Genomic DNA, 16,161 nt, shown 5'->3' on the forward strand with positions numbered 1-16,161 from the left:
TGCCGTCTTCCGTGTGGACGCGGGTTCCGTCTGGCCGGGCCTCAGGATGACAGCGGGTGGGGTTCGCAGAAGAAACGGATTCGGTAGCGGGGCCGGACGATGACGCTGCGCGTCCTGCACGTCATCTACGACGACCCGCAGAACCCGTGGGTCGCGGGGGGCGGCGCGGTGCGGGTATTCGAGTTGTACCGGCGGCTCGCGGGGCGCGTCGACGCGACGGTGGCCACGGGGAGCTTCCCCGGCGCGCGCGACGAGACGGTGGACGGGGTGAAGTACGTGCGGCTCGGCGCGCGCTCGCCGTACGCGTGGAGCCGGCTGACGTACGCGGCGGCGGCCAACCGGCTGCTGCGGAGCATGGAGTACGACGCGGCGGTCTTCGACTTCTCGACGTACACGCCGATCCTGATGCCGCGCGGCCGGCCCTGCGGCATCACCGTGCACCACATCACCGGGCCCACGGCGCGCGAGCGGTGGGGGCCGGTCCTCGCCCCCGCGCTCGGGCAGGCGGAGCGCGCGATGCTGCGGCGCGCCCGGCGCCTCACGGCCACCTCCACGGCGACGTACGGGCTGCTGCGCGGGATCCTGGGGCCCGAAATCCCCATCGACCTTGTGTACGCGGGCGTCCCCGACGAGCTTTTCGCCCTCGGGCGCCGGCCGGAGGGGTACCTGCTCTACTTCGGGCGGATGGACGTCATCCAGAAGGGGCTCGATACCCTGCTGGAAGCCGTCGCCCTCCTCGCCCGCGGCCGCCCGGGGCTCGAGCTGAGGATGGCCGGGCGCGGCAAGGACGCCGAGCGGGTGCGGCAGATGGCCCGCGAGCTGGGGATCGAGGCGAACGTCCGTTTCCTGGGCGCGGTGGACGAGGCCCAGCGGCAGCGCCTGTTCGCGGGCGCGGCCGTGCAGCTGATGCCGTCGCGCTTCGAGGGCTTCGGCATGGTGGCCGCCGAGGCGATGGCGGCCGGCGTCCCCCTGGTGGCCGCCGCGGCCGGCTCGCTCCCCGAGGTGGTCGACGCGCCGAACGGAGGCCTGCTCGTCCCGCCGGGGGACGCGCGGGCGCTGGCGGACGCCGCCGCCGGGCTGCTGGACGACGCATCGGCCCGCGAGGCGCTCTCGGCGTCGGCGCGGCGCTCGGCGGAGCGCTTCCGCTGGGGCGCCGTGGCCGAGCGGCACCTGCGGTTCCTGGAGAAACTGGCCGCGACGCGCGGAAGCGCCCGCCGCCCCTGAATCAGACCGATGAAGAAGCCTGTCGCTACCGCCGCCCCCGCGCGCCGCACCTCGCCGCTGGCCCCCCCTCCCGAGACGGAGCCGGGGATGGGGCCGGGGCTGGCCGCCGCGCTGTACTTCGGCCTGGCGCTCCTCTACTTCCTCCCCGCCTTCCTGCCGGGGCGCCACATCTTCGGGACGGACTACCTGCAGTCGGGGTACTTCTTCTACGACTTCATCTCCCAGCGCACCGCGGCGGGGCACCTCCCCAAGTGGGTGCCCTACGTCTACGGCGGGCTCCCGCTCTACTCCAACCCGGGGAGCACCTACTACCCGGTCCGCTGGATCGCCGACCTGGTGGCGCCGACGTCGCGCTTCTTCCCGATCCTCTTCGTCTTCCAGTTCGGGATGGCGGGGCTCGGGATGTACCTGCTGGCGCGCGAGCTGGGGTGCCGGCGCTGGGTGGCGTTCGTGGCCGGGCTCGCCTTCCAGTGGACGGGGATCCTCACCTCGTGGGTGTACGCGGGGCACGACGGGCGCATCATCGTGGTCACCCTGGCGCCGCTCTTCTTCTACTTCCTGCATCTGGGCGTCCGCACCGGGCGGCTCCCCGCCTTCGCCGGGCTGGCCGCGACGACGGCGTTCGTGCTGCTCTCGTTCCAGATCCAGAACGCCTACTACCTGCTGCTGGCGGGCGCCATCTGGGCCGTCTTCTGCCTCTTCCGCCTGGGCGCGGTGCGCGACGTCCCCCGGCTGGGGAAGGTGGCGGGGATGGGGATCGGGGCGGTGGCGTTCGGCTTCCTCACCGCGTCGGTCAACTTCCTCCCCTTCCAGCACTACGTGGCCGAGTCGCCGCGCGGGCAGACGGGCGGGCGCGGCTGGGATTACTCGACCTCGTACTCGATGCCGCCGCGCGCCATCGTGGGCGTGGCCGTCCCCGAGCAGGTGGGGGCCACCGTCCAGAACGACCGGGGCGAGTACGTCTTCCCCATCTACCGCGGCGAGAACCCGTTCCGCCTGCACACCGAGTATGTGGGCGCCACCGTGCTGGTGCTGGTGGCGCTGGGCCTCTACTACGCGCGGCGGAACCGCTACTTCTGGTTCTTCTCCGGCCTGGGGCTCTGGGCGCTCACCATGGCGCTGGGCGGCAACACCTTCCTCTACCGCATCTACTACGAGCTCCTCCCCGGCCTCAAGCGCTTCCGGGCGCCGGACCTGGCCTACTACGTCCTGGCCTTCTCGCTCGTCTGCATGGCCGCGCTGGCGCTGGAGCGGCTGGCCCAGGCGCGCGAGGCGGCGCGCGCCCGGCGCGGCGCCGAGCCGCAGGGCGACCGGCCGGGGCTGGTCGGGTGGGTCGTCGCCGCGGTCGTCGCCGTCGCCGTCGTCGGCGCGGCGGCGTTCGGCGCGCCCGCCGCGGCGATGGCGGAGGGGACGACGGGGCTCTCCCCGGCGGCGGGGTGGATGCGCTTCGCGGTGTTCGCGGGGCTGGCCGGGGCGGCGCTCTGGCTGTGGATGGAGGGGAGGGTCGCCACCCGCGCGGCGCTCGTCGCGCTGTCGATCGTGACCGTGGCGGACCTGTGGGTGATCGGGAAGAAGTTCTTCCAGACCGTCCCCGCGCCGGGCGAGACGTACGCCGAGGACGACGTGATCGGCTTCCTGAAGTCGCAGGCGCTGCCGGGCGGACCCACGCGCGTCTGGGCGCTCCCCGGGCAGGGCGGCTGGCCGCCGTACATCAACTACCCGATGCGCTTCGGTGTGGAGCAGGCGGGCGGCGAGCACGGCAACCAGCTGCAGCGCTACAACCAGTTCGCGGGCGCCGGCCAGCAGAGCTACATCGACTACCACAACTTCGGCGACCCGCGCTTCCTGGCGGCGGCCAACGTGCGCTGGATCACCTCGCCGCAGCCGCTGGGGGTGCCGTGGCTGCGCGAGGCGTACCGCAGCCCGGCCACGGGGGTGGGCGTCTACGAGAACACGCTGCTGCTCCCGCGCGCCTACATCGTGGGCCAGGCGATGCGCGTCACCAACCCCGACGCCACGCTCCCCTTCCTCCAGTCGCAGCAGTGGGACCCGTCGCGCATCGCGGTGGTGGAGGCGCCGCGCGACCTGGGGCTGCCGAACACCGAGCTCGATGGGAGCGCGCGGATCACCCGCTACGAGCCCGACCGCGTGGACGTGGCGGTGGAGGCCAACCGGCCCGCCCTGCTGGTGCTCTCGGACAACTACTACCGGGACTGGCGGGCGACGGTGGACGGCCGGGCTACGGAGATCTACCGCACCAACCACACCTTCCGCGGCGTGGTGGTCCCTGCCGGGCGCCACCGCGTGCGCTTCGTCTTCGAGCCGGCGGACCTGTACACGGGCTTCTACCTCTACCTGGCGTGCCTGGCGGTGCTGGCGGCGTACGGCGCGTACCTGCTCGTCCAGCACCGTAGACGGCGCGCCGCCCCGGCCGCGGCGCCGGCGGCGGGATGAAGCTGCCGCGCGGGTGGAGGCGCGCCGCCGCCTTGCTGCTGGTGGCGGCGACGGCGCTCTACCTGGCCTGGACCGTGGCCGACAACTGGCGGCAGGTGCGGGCGTACCCGTGGGACGTCGACCCGCTCCGGCTGGCGGCGAGCGTGGCGGCGCACGTGGCGGTGCTGGCGTGGGGTGTGTGGGTGTGGGGGCGGGTGCTGCGCCACTTCGAGCACCCGCCGGTGGGGCTGGGGACGCTGCTGCGGATCTGGTTCCTCTCCTCCCTGGCGCGCTACATCCCCGGCAAGGTCTTCCAGTTCCTGGCGGTGGCGCAGCTCAGCAGCGCCGCCGGGCTCTCGGGCGCGGTGATGCTCACCTCGCTGGTGGTGCACACCGGCCTGGCGCTCCTCTCGGCGACGCTGCTCTCGGTGTGGACGCTCGCGGGCCCGCTCTTCCCCGCCCTGCCGGTGGCGCCCGTCGGCGTCGCGGCGACACTCCTGGCGCTCGCCTTCGTCCACCCGCGCTTCCTGAACGCGGCGCTCGGGGTGGTCCCGCGGCTGCTCAAGAAGGACGTGATCCGCTGGAACGGCACCTGGGCGGACGGCGCGCTGCTGCTGGCGCTCTCGGTCGGGAGCTGGATCTTCTACGGCGGCGCCTACTACCTCCTGCTCGCCGCGCTGGCGGACATCCCCGCGCGCGAGATCCCGATGCTCTCCGGCGTGAACGCGCTCTCGTTCGTGGCCGGCTACGTCTCGATCGTCGCCCCAGCGGGCGCGGGCGTGCGCGAGCTCGTGATGACGCAGCTCCTGCTGCCGCTGGTCCCCGAGTCCGTGGGCGCCGTGCTGGCCATCGCCTCGCGCCTGTGGACGATTGCCGCGGAGGTGGTCGGGGGTGTGATCGTGGTCCTCGCCTTCCGCCCGAAGACGCGCCCGGCGCCCGGCGCGACGGTGGAGGCGCCGCCGCGGGCGTGAGGCTCGACGGACGTCCCCCGCACTTCGACCGGCATCGGCGTGGCCGCGGGCGGGGCGCCGCCTCCCCGGCCCTCGCTGCGCGGGAGAGGGAGAACGGCGGCTCAGGGCTGCCTCTCGTGCACTGGGCCAGCCACCAGGAAGGCGGAGTAGATCCCTCGGGCGCCGCCGGGCTCCGGCGCGGACACGGGATCGGGTGCAGCGGCGCCTTCGGGATGACATCCTCTGGCAGACGGTGGGGAGTCGCGTGCCGCCGTCGCGCGAAGCGCCGAAGTCCCTCCCCTGGAGTTCGGGGGAGGGACGGGCGCGCCAGGCGCCAGGGCGGGGCCGCCCGCGGCCGCGCCAGCGCCGGCCGAGTAGCACCGGACCAGGCGTCGCTCGCGTCTCGGTTGACAAAAGCGGCGGCTCCGGCAATACTGGACGCGAGCGGCAGGACGCACTCGGAATCCGGCCCGGCGAGCGGATTCCGATTTCGTTTCGGGCCAGGACGGCAGACCGGCGGCGCAGGAGCCTCTGCGCCGCCGCTTCGTTGCCGTGCGCGCGCCCGTTCCCCTCGGCACCTTTCCCGGCCGGAAGCCCTCCGCGCCGGTCTGCGACGGACGAAACATGCTCGAAGAATTGAAGAACCGGCTGGGCAACGAGATCGAGCGCCTCTCGCACGAGCTGCAGGTGACGCTGCCCAGGGCGATCCGCACCGCCGTGGAGCACGGCGACCTGAGCGAGAACGCCGAGTACAAGGCGGCGCTCGAGCGCCAGCAGTTCGTGCAGGCGCGGCTGAACCACCTCACCCGCCGCATGAGCGAGCTGGCGAAGATCGACCTCTCCGAGATCCCGGCGGACCGCGTGGGGTTCGGCTCGCGCGTGACGGTGGTGGACATGCGCACGCGCGAGGAGGAGACCTACACGCTGGTCTTCGGCGACTACATCGACATCGACAGCGGGCAGATCTCCGTGGCCTCGCCGCTGGGGCAGACGCTGATGGGGAAGCAGAAGGGCGACAAGGTGACGCTCCAGGCCCCCCGCGGCGAGCGCAAGCTGCACATCAAGGACGTCGTCACCCTCCCGCAGATGGTGGAGAACCCGAACGACGGGGCGTGACCGGCGGCCGGCGGCGGGGCCCTCTCCCTGGCGCCTGAGGCGCCTGTCCCTCCCCCAAAACAGCCTGGGGGAGGGACCTTCCTCGCTTCGCTCGTGACGGGTGGACGCAGGACCGGGCGGTCGGCGAGGCACTCAATCACCAGACGGCGGCGGCGTTGACCGATGAAGTTCACCGTGGACGAACTGCTCGCCTGGGCCAGCCAACACGAGCACGACGACTGGGCCACCCTCGTCCGGCGGATACCGTTCCGCTACCACGTCACCGGGCCCGGCATTGAGTACATCCCGAGCAGCGGCACCCCTCGCAATGTGCCCCATAGCGAGCTGGCGTCGTTCTGCGACGAGGTTCAGGAGTCGGGTTCGTTCTCGCCGGGAAAGTACCCGGATCGCTGGCACAAGTCGTATTCGCTGCCCCTCATCCAGCGGTTTCTACAGGCGCGAGGCCAGCGTTCCTGACAAGGCGCTGATTTGCTGAGGCACGACGAGCCGCGGAGGGCGACCCTCCGCGGCTCGTGTCGTCTGCGATGGGAGGACGGCTACCCGCGGAAGACCACCAGGCGGTTCTCCTCCTGCGCCTGCTCGCGCGAGTAGGCGACCTCGTCCACGGCGGCGCCGGCAGAGTCGACCAGCTTGAGGGCGCCGCCGCGGTTGCCGAGCTGCACCGTCCCCGCCAGCCGCACCGTCCGCACCCCGTGCGGCTCGATGGCGCCCGCCAGCCGCTCCGCGTTCTCCCGGGCGTCCACCAGCTTCCACCCCGCCAGGTCCACGCGCGCCGGCGTGGTGTTGATGAGCGTCACCGTCTCGCGCCGCGGGTCTTCGCCCGGCGGGTTCACCAGCGCCGCCACGATGCGCACGCGGCCGTCGCGGGCGCCTCCACCCATCCCTCCCCCCGTGCCGCCGCCCGTGCCGGTGCCCGTCCCCCTCGGATTGCCCGCCGCGTCCGTTTCCCACGACTGCGACTGGAAGGCGAGGAAGACGGCCACCCAGCGGTTCTCGCCCTCGAAGTGGAAGAGCAGCGCGCCGTCCTGGTCGGCGCCGTTGTCGCCGAAGTGGCGCCCGGGCGGGTTCCCCTGGTTCATGTGGATGTCGTGCACGCCGTTGCCCGGCGAGAAGCGGAACACCTGGTCCTTCTCGCCCACCTCGGGCCCCCAGCGCGCCCCGAAGGCGTACACCATCACGTCGTTGGCGCCCTTCGCCCGCGCGGCGAGGCGCCCGATCTTCTCGTTCAGGTCGTTGTCCGGGCCCGGCAGGTCGTGCGGCAGCGCCTTCAGGTCCCGCTCGTGGACGAAGCCGCCGCGCACGTAGTCCAGCGACAGCCCGTTGGCGGGGCGCGGCAGGGGGTGGAAGCCGGTGCCCAGCCGCGACACCTGCGCCGTCACCGCGTGGCGGAAGTCCTCGTCGAGCCGGAAGAGCAGCTCCGGGGCACCGGGGTCGGTGGAGCGCACGTTCACGGCGATGCGGAAGCTGGTGCCGCCGGCGTTGACGCGCAGCTGGAAGTGCGGCGAGTCCCTCCCCGCCTCCACCCTGAAGTCGGTGACGCGGCCGACGAGCACGCCGTAGTTCTTGATGGGCATCGTGTTCCTCCGGGGGATGGGGAACGGGAGGAAGAGAGTTCCGCGGGTGGGCGCCGGCTGCATCTTCCGAGCCCCGCCGGAGCGGGACCGGCCAATTCTCGTAACGCAGTAGATCGACAGATACTTACGGACGCGTCGCTCCACTTCCGGCGCCATCCGGGATGGTGCCCCCGCTCCCCACTGGGGCGCCCGTGCGGCACCGTCTCGGAATCGCGGCCGCTAATCATGACGACGTTCTCTCGTAGGGGCGAGGCATGCCTCGCCCGGATGGCCACGGGCCATCACGAGGAGCCGGCGTCGCGCCCCTTTCCCAACCTCCTCGCGCGGGCGACCTTGGGGCGGTCGAGGCATGCCTCGCCCCTACGGTTTGGGTTCGAGGCGCGTCCGTCCCCCACCCCGCGCGCGAAACATCGCCGGGGGCGGGAGCGTACACTGCGCGTCTCCCGACCCGGCCCCTGCTCCTCCCCGAACTCGCGGCAACCGCATGGAACTGCGCATCTCGCACCTGTCGAAGACGTACGCGAACGGCACCGTGGCGCTCAAGGACGTCTCGCTCACCATCCCGCCGGGGATGTTCGGGCTGCTGGGCCCCAACGGCGCCGGCAAGTCGACCCTGATGCGCACCATCGCCACGCTGCAGGAGGCCGACTCCGGGAGCATCACCCTGGGCGACATCGACGTGCTGCGCGACAAGGACGCGGTGCGCCGCACGCTCGGCTACCTGCCGCAGGAGTTCGGCGTCTACCCCAAGGTCACCGCCGAGGACCTGCTCGACCACTTCGCCGTGCTCAAGGGGATCACCGGCCGCCGGGAGCGGAAGGAGACCGTGCGCGCGCTGCTGGAGCAGACCAACCTCCACCACGCGCGCAGGAAGAAGCTGGGCGGCTTCTCGGGCGGGATGCGGCAGCGCTTCGGCATCGCCGTGGCGCTGCTCGGCGACCCCAGGCTCATCATCGTCGACGAGCCCACGGCGGGGCTGGACCCGGCGGAGCGGGTGCGCTTCCTCAACCTGCTGTCGGAGCTGGGCGAGAACGCCGTCGTCATCCTCTCCACCCACATCGTCGAGGACGTGAGCGAGCTCTGCCAGCGCATGGCCATCATCAACCAGGGCCAGATCCTGCTGGAGGCCGAGCCCCTGGGCGCGATCGAATCCATCCAGGGGAAGGTGTGGAAGAAGATCGTCGCCAGGGACGAGCTGGCCGACCACGAGGCCCGCTACCGGGTGATCTCCACGCGGCTGCTGGCCGGGCGCACGGTGATCCACGTCTTCTCGCCCGAGCGGCCGGACCCGGGCTTCGACCCGGTGGAGGCGTCGCTGGAGGACGTCTACTTCACGGCCATGGCGGGGCTGCACACCGGGGAGGCGTCGCTGGCGGGCGCGGAGGCGGCGTCGTGAGCGGCAAGTTCGGCGAGGTGCTGCGCTTCGAGGTGCGGTACTACCTGCGCCGCGTCTCCACCTGGGTGTACTTCGCCATCTTCTTCGCCCTGGCCACGCTGCTGATGGCGATCGGCGGGGGGATGTGGGAGGACGCGGCGCTCTCGTTCGGCGGCGCGGGGGGCAACATCAAGGTCAACTCGCCGTACGCGCTGGCGCAGATCACCGCCTTCGTGAACCTCTTCGGCACCATCGTGACCGCGGCGATCCTGGGCAACTCGGTCTACCGCGACTACGAGGCGGTCATCCACCCCCTCTTCTTCACCAGCCCCATCTCGCGCTTCGCCTACCTGGGCGGGCGCTTCGCGGGGGCGCTCCTGGTGGCGGCGCTGGTGCTGGCCAGCATCCCGCTGGGGCTCATGCTGGGCAGCGCGCTCCCGGGGCTCGACGCGGAGCGCTTCCAGGCGTTCCGGCTGGCGGCGTACCTGCAGCCGTACCTGGTGGTGGTGCTCCCCACCGTCCTCTTCACCGGCGCTCTCTTCTTCGCGCTGGCCGCGCGGACGCGGCAGATGCTGCCGAACTACATCGGCGGGGTGGTGCTGGTGTTCGGCTACATCCTGGCGGGGGCGTTCACGCAGGACCTCGACGACCGCCGCGCGGCGGGGCTCATCGACCCGTTCTTCACGCGCACCATCGACTTCGTGACGCGCTACTGGAGCCCGGCCGAGAAGAACGCCCGGCTCCTGCCGCCGGACGGGCTCTTCGTCGCCAACCGCCTGATCTGGGTGGGGCTGGGGCTCGCCGTCTTCGCCCTGGTCTACTGGCGCTTCCGCTTCACCCACGTGGCGCCGGAGCGCGCCTCGCGGAGGAAGGCCGTGGAAGAGGCGTACGCGCCGCCCCGGCGGCTGGCGCTCCCGGCCGCCCGGCGCGACTTCGGCGCGGGGGCCCGGCTCCGGCAGCTCGCCTCGGTCTTCCGGCGCAGCTTCCGCGCGGTGGTGGGGAACCGCTACTTCCTGGCGATCGTGGCGGCGGCGGCGTTCTTCCTGGCCTTCGCCTCCAGCGAGGTGGGGAAGCTGTACGGGACCACCACCTGGCCGGTGACCTACTCGGTGCTGGAGGTGCTGGGGAACACCTTCGGGATCTTCGTGCTGATCATCCTCAGCTTCTACGCGGGCGAGCTGGTGTGGAGCGAGCGCGACGCGCGCATGAGCCAGGTGCACGACGCCACGCCCACGCCCACCTGGGTGCCGCTCCTGGCCAAGCTGGCGGCGCTGGTGGCGGTGATCGCCGTGCTGCAGGCGGTGGTGCTGGTGACGGGGATCATGGTGCAGGCGGCGCGCGGGTACACCCGCTTCGAGCCGGGGCTGTACCTGAAGTGGCTGTACGGGGTGCAGCTGGTGGACTACGTGCTGCTGTGCGTGCTGGTGATGCTGGTGCACGTGCTGGTGAACAACAAGTACCTGGGCCACCTGGTGGTGATCCTGTTCGTGGTGCTGCTGCCCTTCCTCCCGGCGCTCGGGCTGGGGCACAACCTCTACCGGTACGCCTCGGGGTCGATCGGCCAGTACTCGGACATGAACCGCTTCGGGCCGTACCTGCGGCCCTTCGCCTGGTTCTCGGCGTACTGGGCGGCGTGGGCGCTGCTGCTGGCGGTGCTCAGCAACCTGTTCTGGGTGCGCGGCGAGGAGACGGGCGCCCGCTGGCGCACGCGCCTGGCGCGGCTGCGCTTCCGCCGCCCGGCGCTGGCGGCCGCGCTCGTCGCGGGGGCGCTGATCGCGGGGCTGGGCGGGTTCATCTTCTACAACACCAACGTCCTGAACGAGTACGAGGGGCCGCGGGCCGAGGAGCGCGCGCTGGCCCGCTACGAGAAGCTCTACAAGCGCTTCGAGCGCGTGCCCCAGCCGCGCGTGGTCGGGGCGAACGTGCAGGCCGACATCTTCCCCGCCGGGCAGGACCTCCGCGTGCGCGGCGAGCTGCGCCTGGTGAACCGGACGGCCGCGCCGATCGACTCGGTGCACGTGATGGTCCCCGGCGAGGCGGAGGTGCGCTCGCTGGGCTTCGACCGGCCGGCGCGGCGGGTGCTGGACGACCGCGAGCGCCAGTACTCGATCTACCGCCTGGCGGCGCCGCTCGCGCCGGGCGACTCGCTGAAGCTGCGCTTCGACCTGGCGTACGTGACGCGCGGCTTCGAGAACTCGGTCAGCAACACCTACGTGGTGGAGAACGGCACCTTCTTCCACAGCACGCGGCTTCCAAGCATCGGCTACGCGGCCGGCGCGGAGCTCTCCGACGACGACACGCGGCGCAAGTACGGGCTGAAGCCGAAGGAGCGGGTGCCGCGGGTCACCGATCCGTCCGCGCGGCGCAACAACTACATCTCGCGCGACGCCGACTGGATCGACTTCGAGGCCACGCTGAGCACCTCGGCGGACCAGGTCGCGCTGGCGCCGGGGTACCTGCAGCGCGAGTGGCGGGTGGGGGACCGGCGGTACTTCCACTACAGGATGGACGCGCCGATCCTGAACTTCTACTCGTTCCTCTCCGCCCGCTACACGGTGAAGCGCGACCGCTGGCGGAGTCCCGGCGGGAAGGACGTGGCGATCGAGGTCTACTACCACCACGCCCACCCGTACAACGTGGACCGGATGATCGACGCGGTGAAGAAGTCGCTGGACCTCTTCACCCGCAGCTTCGGGCCGTACCAGCACCGGCAGGTGCGCATCCTGGAGTTCCCGCGCTACGCCCGCTTCGCGCAGGCGTTCCCCAACACCATCCCCTACTCGGAGTCGATCGGCTTCATCGCGCGGATCGACGACGAGAGCGACATCGACTTCCCCTTCTACGTCACGGCCCACGAGGTGGCGCACCAGTGGTGGGCGCACCAGGTGATCGGGGCCGAGGCGCAGGGGGCCACGGTGATGTCGGAGACGCTGGCCCAGTACTCGGCGTTCCTGGTGATGGAGAAGGAGTACGGCGCGGCGCAGATGCGGCGCTTCCTGGAGTACGAGATGGACCGCTACTTCCAGGGGCGGAGCATCGAGCGCAAGAAGGAGCCGCCGCTCTTGCTGGACGAGGGGCTCGGGTACGTGCACTACAACAAGGGCTCGGTGGCGATGTACGCCCTGCGCGACTACCTGGGCGAGGAGCGGCTGAACGGGGCGATCCGCGCCTTCCTGGAGGAGTGGCGCTTCCGTGGCCCCCCCTACCCCACGTCGCTGGACTTCTACCGGCACCTGCGGGCGGCCACGCCCGACTCGCTGCGCTACTTCCTGGGGGACCTGTTCGAGCGAATCACCCTCTACGACAACCGGGCGCGCGCGGCCACCTGGCGGCGCCTGCCGGACGGGAAGTACGAGGTGACGCTCAGCGTGGAGGCGCAGAAGCTCTACGCCGACTCGCTCGGCAACGAGCGCCCGGCGCCGATGCGCGACCTGGTGGACGTGGGCGTCTTCGGGCCCGCGCCGCGGGGGAAGGAGAAGGACGAGGGCCCGGTCCTGTACCTGCGCAAGCACTGGGTCCCCGCCGGCGCGCGGCAGATCCGCGTGGTGGTCGACCGGCAGCCGGCGCGCGCGGGGCTCGACCCCTACCACAAGCTCATCGACCGCCACCCCGACGACAACGTGGCGGACGTGCGGCAGCGGGGACGGTAGGCGGGGTCGTCGCTCGTTCGGCCAGCTCCGGCGCGGCCGCCGAAGCCCCCGCCCTGGCGCCTGGCGCCTCTGTCCCTCCCCCGAACTTCAGGGGAGGGGCTTCGGCGCTTCGCGCGACGGGTGGACGGCGGTTCTCAGCGTCGACCAGACGATGTCATCCCGAAGGCGCCGCTGCACCGGTTCCGCTCCCGCACCGGAGTCCGGCGGCGCCTGAGGGATCTACTTCGCGTTCCTGGCGGCCGGCCGATCGCGCGACGGGTGGCCTGGGGTTGTCGTTCTCCCTCACCGCGCAGCGGATCGGAAACGTACGAGGGGCCGCGGCGGATGCTTCCGCCCGCGGCCCCCTGCCCTGAAGCTCGTCCGCTCCTGGTTCCGCGCGGTCAACCAGAAAATTTCTGCCGCGCGGCGATTACGTAGGCCACTTCCTTGCCCGGAGCGCCCTGCTCGGCCTGCAGGAGCGTGATTCGCCCCCGCGCGAGGTCGAACGGCAGCTTGGCGAGCTTGCCGAACTTGAGCTTCACCAGGTCCTCCGCGACCTCCCCGAGGGTGGTGACGATGACCTCGATCCTGCCTCGCGTGGTCTGGATGCGGTGAGACTCCATGTGGGCCTGGTACTCGAACAGCAGCTCGTTGAGCTGGTCGACGACTTCGTATCCGCTCAGCTCGGCCTTGCCCATGCGGTTGATCCAGTTCTTCAGGCGGAAGAACTTCCGCCGGGAGTCCGGATCCCGCTTGAACTGCATCACGTCTTCCCAGGGCGTCGAGTCGGACGGGAACGGGAGGGTGTTCAGCGTGAGCCGGATCACGTGGTCGCGATCGGCCTTCTGGTCGATCCCGAGCCTCTCCGCCGACTCCGCGACCGCGACGGCGTCGAGCCCGTCGGCCTGGCGCAGGTGCGCGGCGGTGCGGCGGAGCAGGTGGCCCGGCCCCGCTTGAGCAACGTCGACGCCGGACAGGGTCAGTGCCGAGCGGAAGCCCTGGACCGCCCCCCGCGGCATCCCGGGAAGCGGCGCGCGAGCCGAGCTTCGCGCGTCCTTCAGCCTGTCGCGGAAGTCCTCTGCGTCACCGCCTCGCTCCGCTTCCATCGCGAGCACGGTGGTGAGCAATCCCTCCGAGGTCAACCAGTCGATGTCGCGGCGCGCGAGCTCCAGCGCCCGCCGCTCCACGACCCCGAGCCGCTGCTCCCCCAGGTTCACGGCGAGGCGGTCGAACAGCAGCAGGAGGCGCTTGAGGTGCGGGGTCTCGGTGAAGGTCGTCGGCTCCACGACCGCGACGAAGGGATGGCTGGCCAGCTCGGCGGTTACGCTCATGAAGTCCTCCCATTGTCGACCCGTCATCACCCCCTACGCTAACGAGATTCCGCGGCAAGGCAATCTTTCCGCTTCCGCCGCACGGGCAGGTACCTCCTCAGGCGAAGATCCCGCGATTTCTGATAACGATCGGTCGACGATGAGGGCCCGCGCGGTCCCGGTCTACAGCCGCAGCATGCGCCCTTCGATCCTCCCGCCCACGCCGAAGCGCTCCCTGCATTCGTGCGTGCCGGCGAGCTCGTGGAACCCCGCGGCGACGGCCGCCCGGCGCGCGCGCTCCGGCCACTCCTCGCCGTAGACCGAGCAGTGCAGGTTGCCGTACTTGCACAGCGTCCCCACCACCGGCGCCTCGCCGAAGCCGAAATGGACCTCGCCGTAGCCCGCGTCCAGCCGCGTGTACCAGAAGACCGGCACCAGCACCTCGGCCAGCGAGTCCCGGTCCGCGCGGATCCCGCCGTTGAACCCCTTCCCCGCCCCGAAGGCGCGGAGGCGCTTCCCGGCCTCGGCCAGCTGCGGCGGCGAGCGCCGCGGCGACGGCCAGCGCGCGCTCCGGCTGAAGTGCAGCAGCGTGAGCGCGTCGCCGCCCAGCGCGCCCAGGAGCCGGCCGGCGGCGTCCGGCAGCCCGGCGGCGAGCCCGTCCAGGTCGTCCGCCGGGAGCTCCAGCGCGAGCTGACCCGAGAACGGCGGCGCATCCGTCTCGGGGATGTCGTCGCGGACGGCGGCGAACCAGGCCACGTCCTCGGGGTCGGCCTCGCCGCCGTAGCGTGCGGCCTGGCGCTCCGGGTCGAAGGCGGCCTGCAGCGCCCGCAGCTCGTGCGCGAGCACCGGGTTCTCCCGCAGGCAGCGGTCGCGGGGGATCAGCGTGATCAAGGTTTTGCCGGCTGTTCCCTGTACCCTGTCCCCTGTCCCCTGCCGTTCAGACCACCTGCGTCGCCACGGCGAGCGCGTGGAAAACGCTGCCGGCGAGGACGAACAGGTGCCAGATGGCGTGGGCGTACGGGATGCGGCGGCTCAGGTAGAAGACGGTCCCCGCGGTGTAGGCCACGCCGCCCGCCACCAGCCACGCCAGCGTCGCGGCGGGGAGCCGGCTCAGCATCGGGCCGGCGGCCACCAGCACCAGCCAGCCCATCCCCAGGTAGATGGCCATGGAGACGCGCGGGAAGCGGCCGGTGAAGAAGAGCTTGAACACCACGCCCGCCATCGCCAGCCCCCAGATCACCCCGAACAGGCTCCACCCCCACCCGCCGCGCAGCCCCACCAGCGTGAACGGGGTGTAGGTGCCCGCGATCAGCAGGTAGATGGCGCAGTGGTCGAACACCTGCAAGCGTGCCCTGAGCTTCTCGGTGCGCGCCGCGTGGTAGAGCGTGGAGGCGGTGTACAGCAGCACCACCGTGGCGCCGAACACCGCCGTGCCGACGATCCGCCACGGGTCGCCGCCCAGGGCGGCGAGGACGACGAGCACGGCGGCCGCCGCGGCGCTCGCCACAAGGCCGACGGCGTGGGTGAGCATGTTCGCCAGCTCCTCGCGCGGGCGCCGGGGGAGGACCATGCGGGCCGGTCTCCAGGGTCGAAGGAGGCTTGCGCGCCGCCGGACGCGGCCGCACGATCAACCGTAACCGTTGAGCACCGCTCACGCGAGCCCCGCCCCGTCTCACCCACACGGGGTTGCTGAACTTCCCTATCCCAGGGATAAGGATAGGATCGTCATCCTGGGGAAGCGTCGCGCCATCCTTTCTCTCGGCGCGGATGGTCGGGACGCTTCCGAAGGATCTATGGGTCGCCTCGCGCTGATGCCGGCCTCCGTGCAAGTCTGCCCATGGATCCTTCGGGCGCACGAGTGTTGGTGTGACAACGGCTTCTGCGCATGCGCCCTCAGGATGACATCGCGGTTGAAGGTCTGGCAAAACTCTCAGGATCGTCGGGGAGTGGATCGAGGTTCTTCACCGGATCCGAGGCGATGACGACCATCATCGAGACCGGGCGGCTGGTCCTGCGCGAGCTGACCGACGAGGACCACGCCGGGCTCTTCGAGCTCTACCAGGAGCCGGAGGTGCACCGCTTCATCGGCGGCCCGCCGGCGCCGTTCGAGGAGTTCATGGCGGCGGCGCGCGAGCGCTGGCCGGCGTACTACCGCGAGCACGGCTTCGGGCTGTGGGCCACCGTCCGCAAGGCCGACGGCGCGCTGCTGGGGCGCGTGGGGCTGCTGGCGCAGGAGATCGACGGCGAGCGCGAGGTGGAGGTGGGCTACGCGCTCGGCCGGCCGTTCTGGGGCCGCGGCTACGCGCTGGAGGCCGCCCGCGCCTGCCGCGACTGGGCGTTCCGCAACCTCGGCGTGCCGCACGTGATCTCGCTCATCCTCCCCGAGAACGAGCGCTCGATCCGCGTGGCCGAGCGCAACGGGATGACGCTCTGGAAGATGGCCGACTTCAAGCAGTACCGCGTGCGCGTCTACCGCATCACGCGCGAGGAGTGGGAGAGGCTGGCGCCCGCGGACGGAGCGGGCTGAGCGCGCGGTCCGGATTGTGCCCC

The 16,161-nt window shown here is 71.7% G+C and carries 12 protein-coding genes; 8 read left to right on the forward strand and 4 right to left on the reverse strand.

Features of this window, described 5'->3' with window-relative positions; all coding sequences use genetic code 11:
* Positions 1-99: 99 nt before the first annotated feature.
* From VF746_11620 to VF746_11640, 5 genes are all read left to right on the forward strand, one after another.
* Positions 100-1,224 (forward strand): glycosyltransferase family 4 protein, encoded by a 1,125-nt coding sequence (locus VF746_11620; GenBank protein ID HEX8693062.1) that lies wholly within the window; start codon positions 100-102, stop codon positions 1,222-1,224.
* Positions 1,225-1,233: 9 nt separating this feature from the next.
* Complete coding sequence (locus tag VF746_11625; GenBank protein HEX8693063.1) at positions 1,234-3,678, forward strand: YfhO family protein; 2,445 nt, start codon at positions 1,234-1,236, stop codon at positions 3,676-3,678.
* On the forward strand, positions 3,675-4,628 hold the full coding sequence (locus tag VF746_11630) for a lysylphosphatidylglycerol synthase domain-containing protein (protein HEX8693064.1): 954 nt from the start codon (positions 3,675-3,677) through the stop codon (positions 4,626-4,628). Before VF746_11625 ends, VF746_11630 begins: the two co-directional genes overlap by 4 nt.
* A 603-nt stretch (positions 4,629-5,231) precedes the next feature.
* Positions 5,232-5,723, forward strand: a complete 492-nt coding sequence (gene greA / locus VF746_11635) for a transcription elongation factor GreA (protein ID HEX8693065.1) — start codon at positions 5,232-5,234, stop codon at positions 5,721-5,723.
* Positions 5,724-5,885: 162 nt separating this feature from the next.
* Complete coding sequence (locus VF746_11640) at positions 5,886-6,179, forward strand: hypothetical protein (protein ID HEX8693066.1); 294 nt, start codon at positions 5,886-5,888, stop codon at positions 6,177-6,179.
* A gap of 80 nt (positions 6,180-6,259) precedes the next feature.
* Here the strand turns inward: VF746_11640 and VF746_11645 are convergent, their stop codons facing one another.
* Entirely contained in the window at positions 6,260-7,297 is a 1,038-nt protein-coding gene (locus VF746_11645) for a DUF2278 family protein (GenBank protein HEX8693067.1), read from the reverse strand.
* A 484-nt stretch (positions 7,298-7,781) separates the two neighbouring features.
* On the opposite strand from VF746_11645, the gene VF746_11650 reads away from it, so the two are divergent.
* Entirely contained in the window at positions 7,782-8,693 is a 912-nt protein-coding gene (locus VF746_11650; protein ID HEX8693068.1) for an ABC transporter ATP-binding protein, read from the forward strand.
* Positions 8,690-12,322, forward strand: a complete 3,633-nt coding sequence (locus VF746_11655) for a M1 family aminopeptidase (protein HEX8693069.1) — start codon at positions 8,690-8,692, stop codon at positions 12,320-12,322. Before VF746_11650 ends, VF746_11655 begins: the two co-directional genes overlap by 4 nt.
* 380 nt (positions 12,323-12,702) lie before the next feature.
* Here the strand turns inward: VF746_11655 and VF746_11660 are convergent, their stop codons facing one another.
* The 3 genes from VF746_11660 to VF746_11670 form a co-directional block, all read right to left on the reverse strand.
* On the reverse strand, positions 12,703-13,632 hold the full coding sequence (locus tag VF746_11660) for a hypothetical protein (protein HEX8693070.1): 930 nt from the start codon (positions 13,630-13,632) through the stop codon (positions 12,703-12,705).
* Between the two features lie 162 nt (positions 13,633-13,794).
* Positions 13,795-14,502: a hypothetical protein gene (locus tag VF746_11665; protein ID HEX8693071.1), complete on the reverse strand. Its 708-nt coding sequence runs from the start codon at positions 14,500-14,502 to the stop codon at positions 13,795-13,797.
* 46 nt (positions 14,503-14,548) lie between these two features.
* Positions 14,549-15,181 (reverse strand): hemolysin III family protein, encoded by a 633-nt coding sequence (locus VF746_11670; GenBank protein ID HEX8693072.1) that lies wholly within the window; start codon positions 15,179-15,181, stop codon positions 14,549-14,551.
* A 408-nt stretch (positions 15,182-15,589) separates the two neighbouring features.
* On the opposite strand from VF746_11670, the gene VF746_11675 reads away from it, so the two are divergent.
* Positions 15,590-16,138, forward strand: a complete 549-nt coding sequence (locus VF746_11675; GenBank protein ID HEX8693073.1) for a GNAT family N-acetyltransferase — start codon at positions 15,590-15,592, stop codon at positions 16,136-16,138.
* Positions 16,139-16,161 lie beyond the last annotated feature (23 nt).

The sequence above is a fragment of the Longimicrobium sp. genome, assembly GCA_036389795.1.
GTDB lineage: Bacteria > Gemmatimonadota > Gemmatimonadetes > Longimicrobiales > Longimicrobiaceae > Longimicrobium.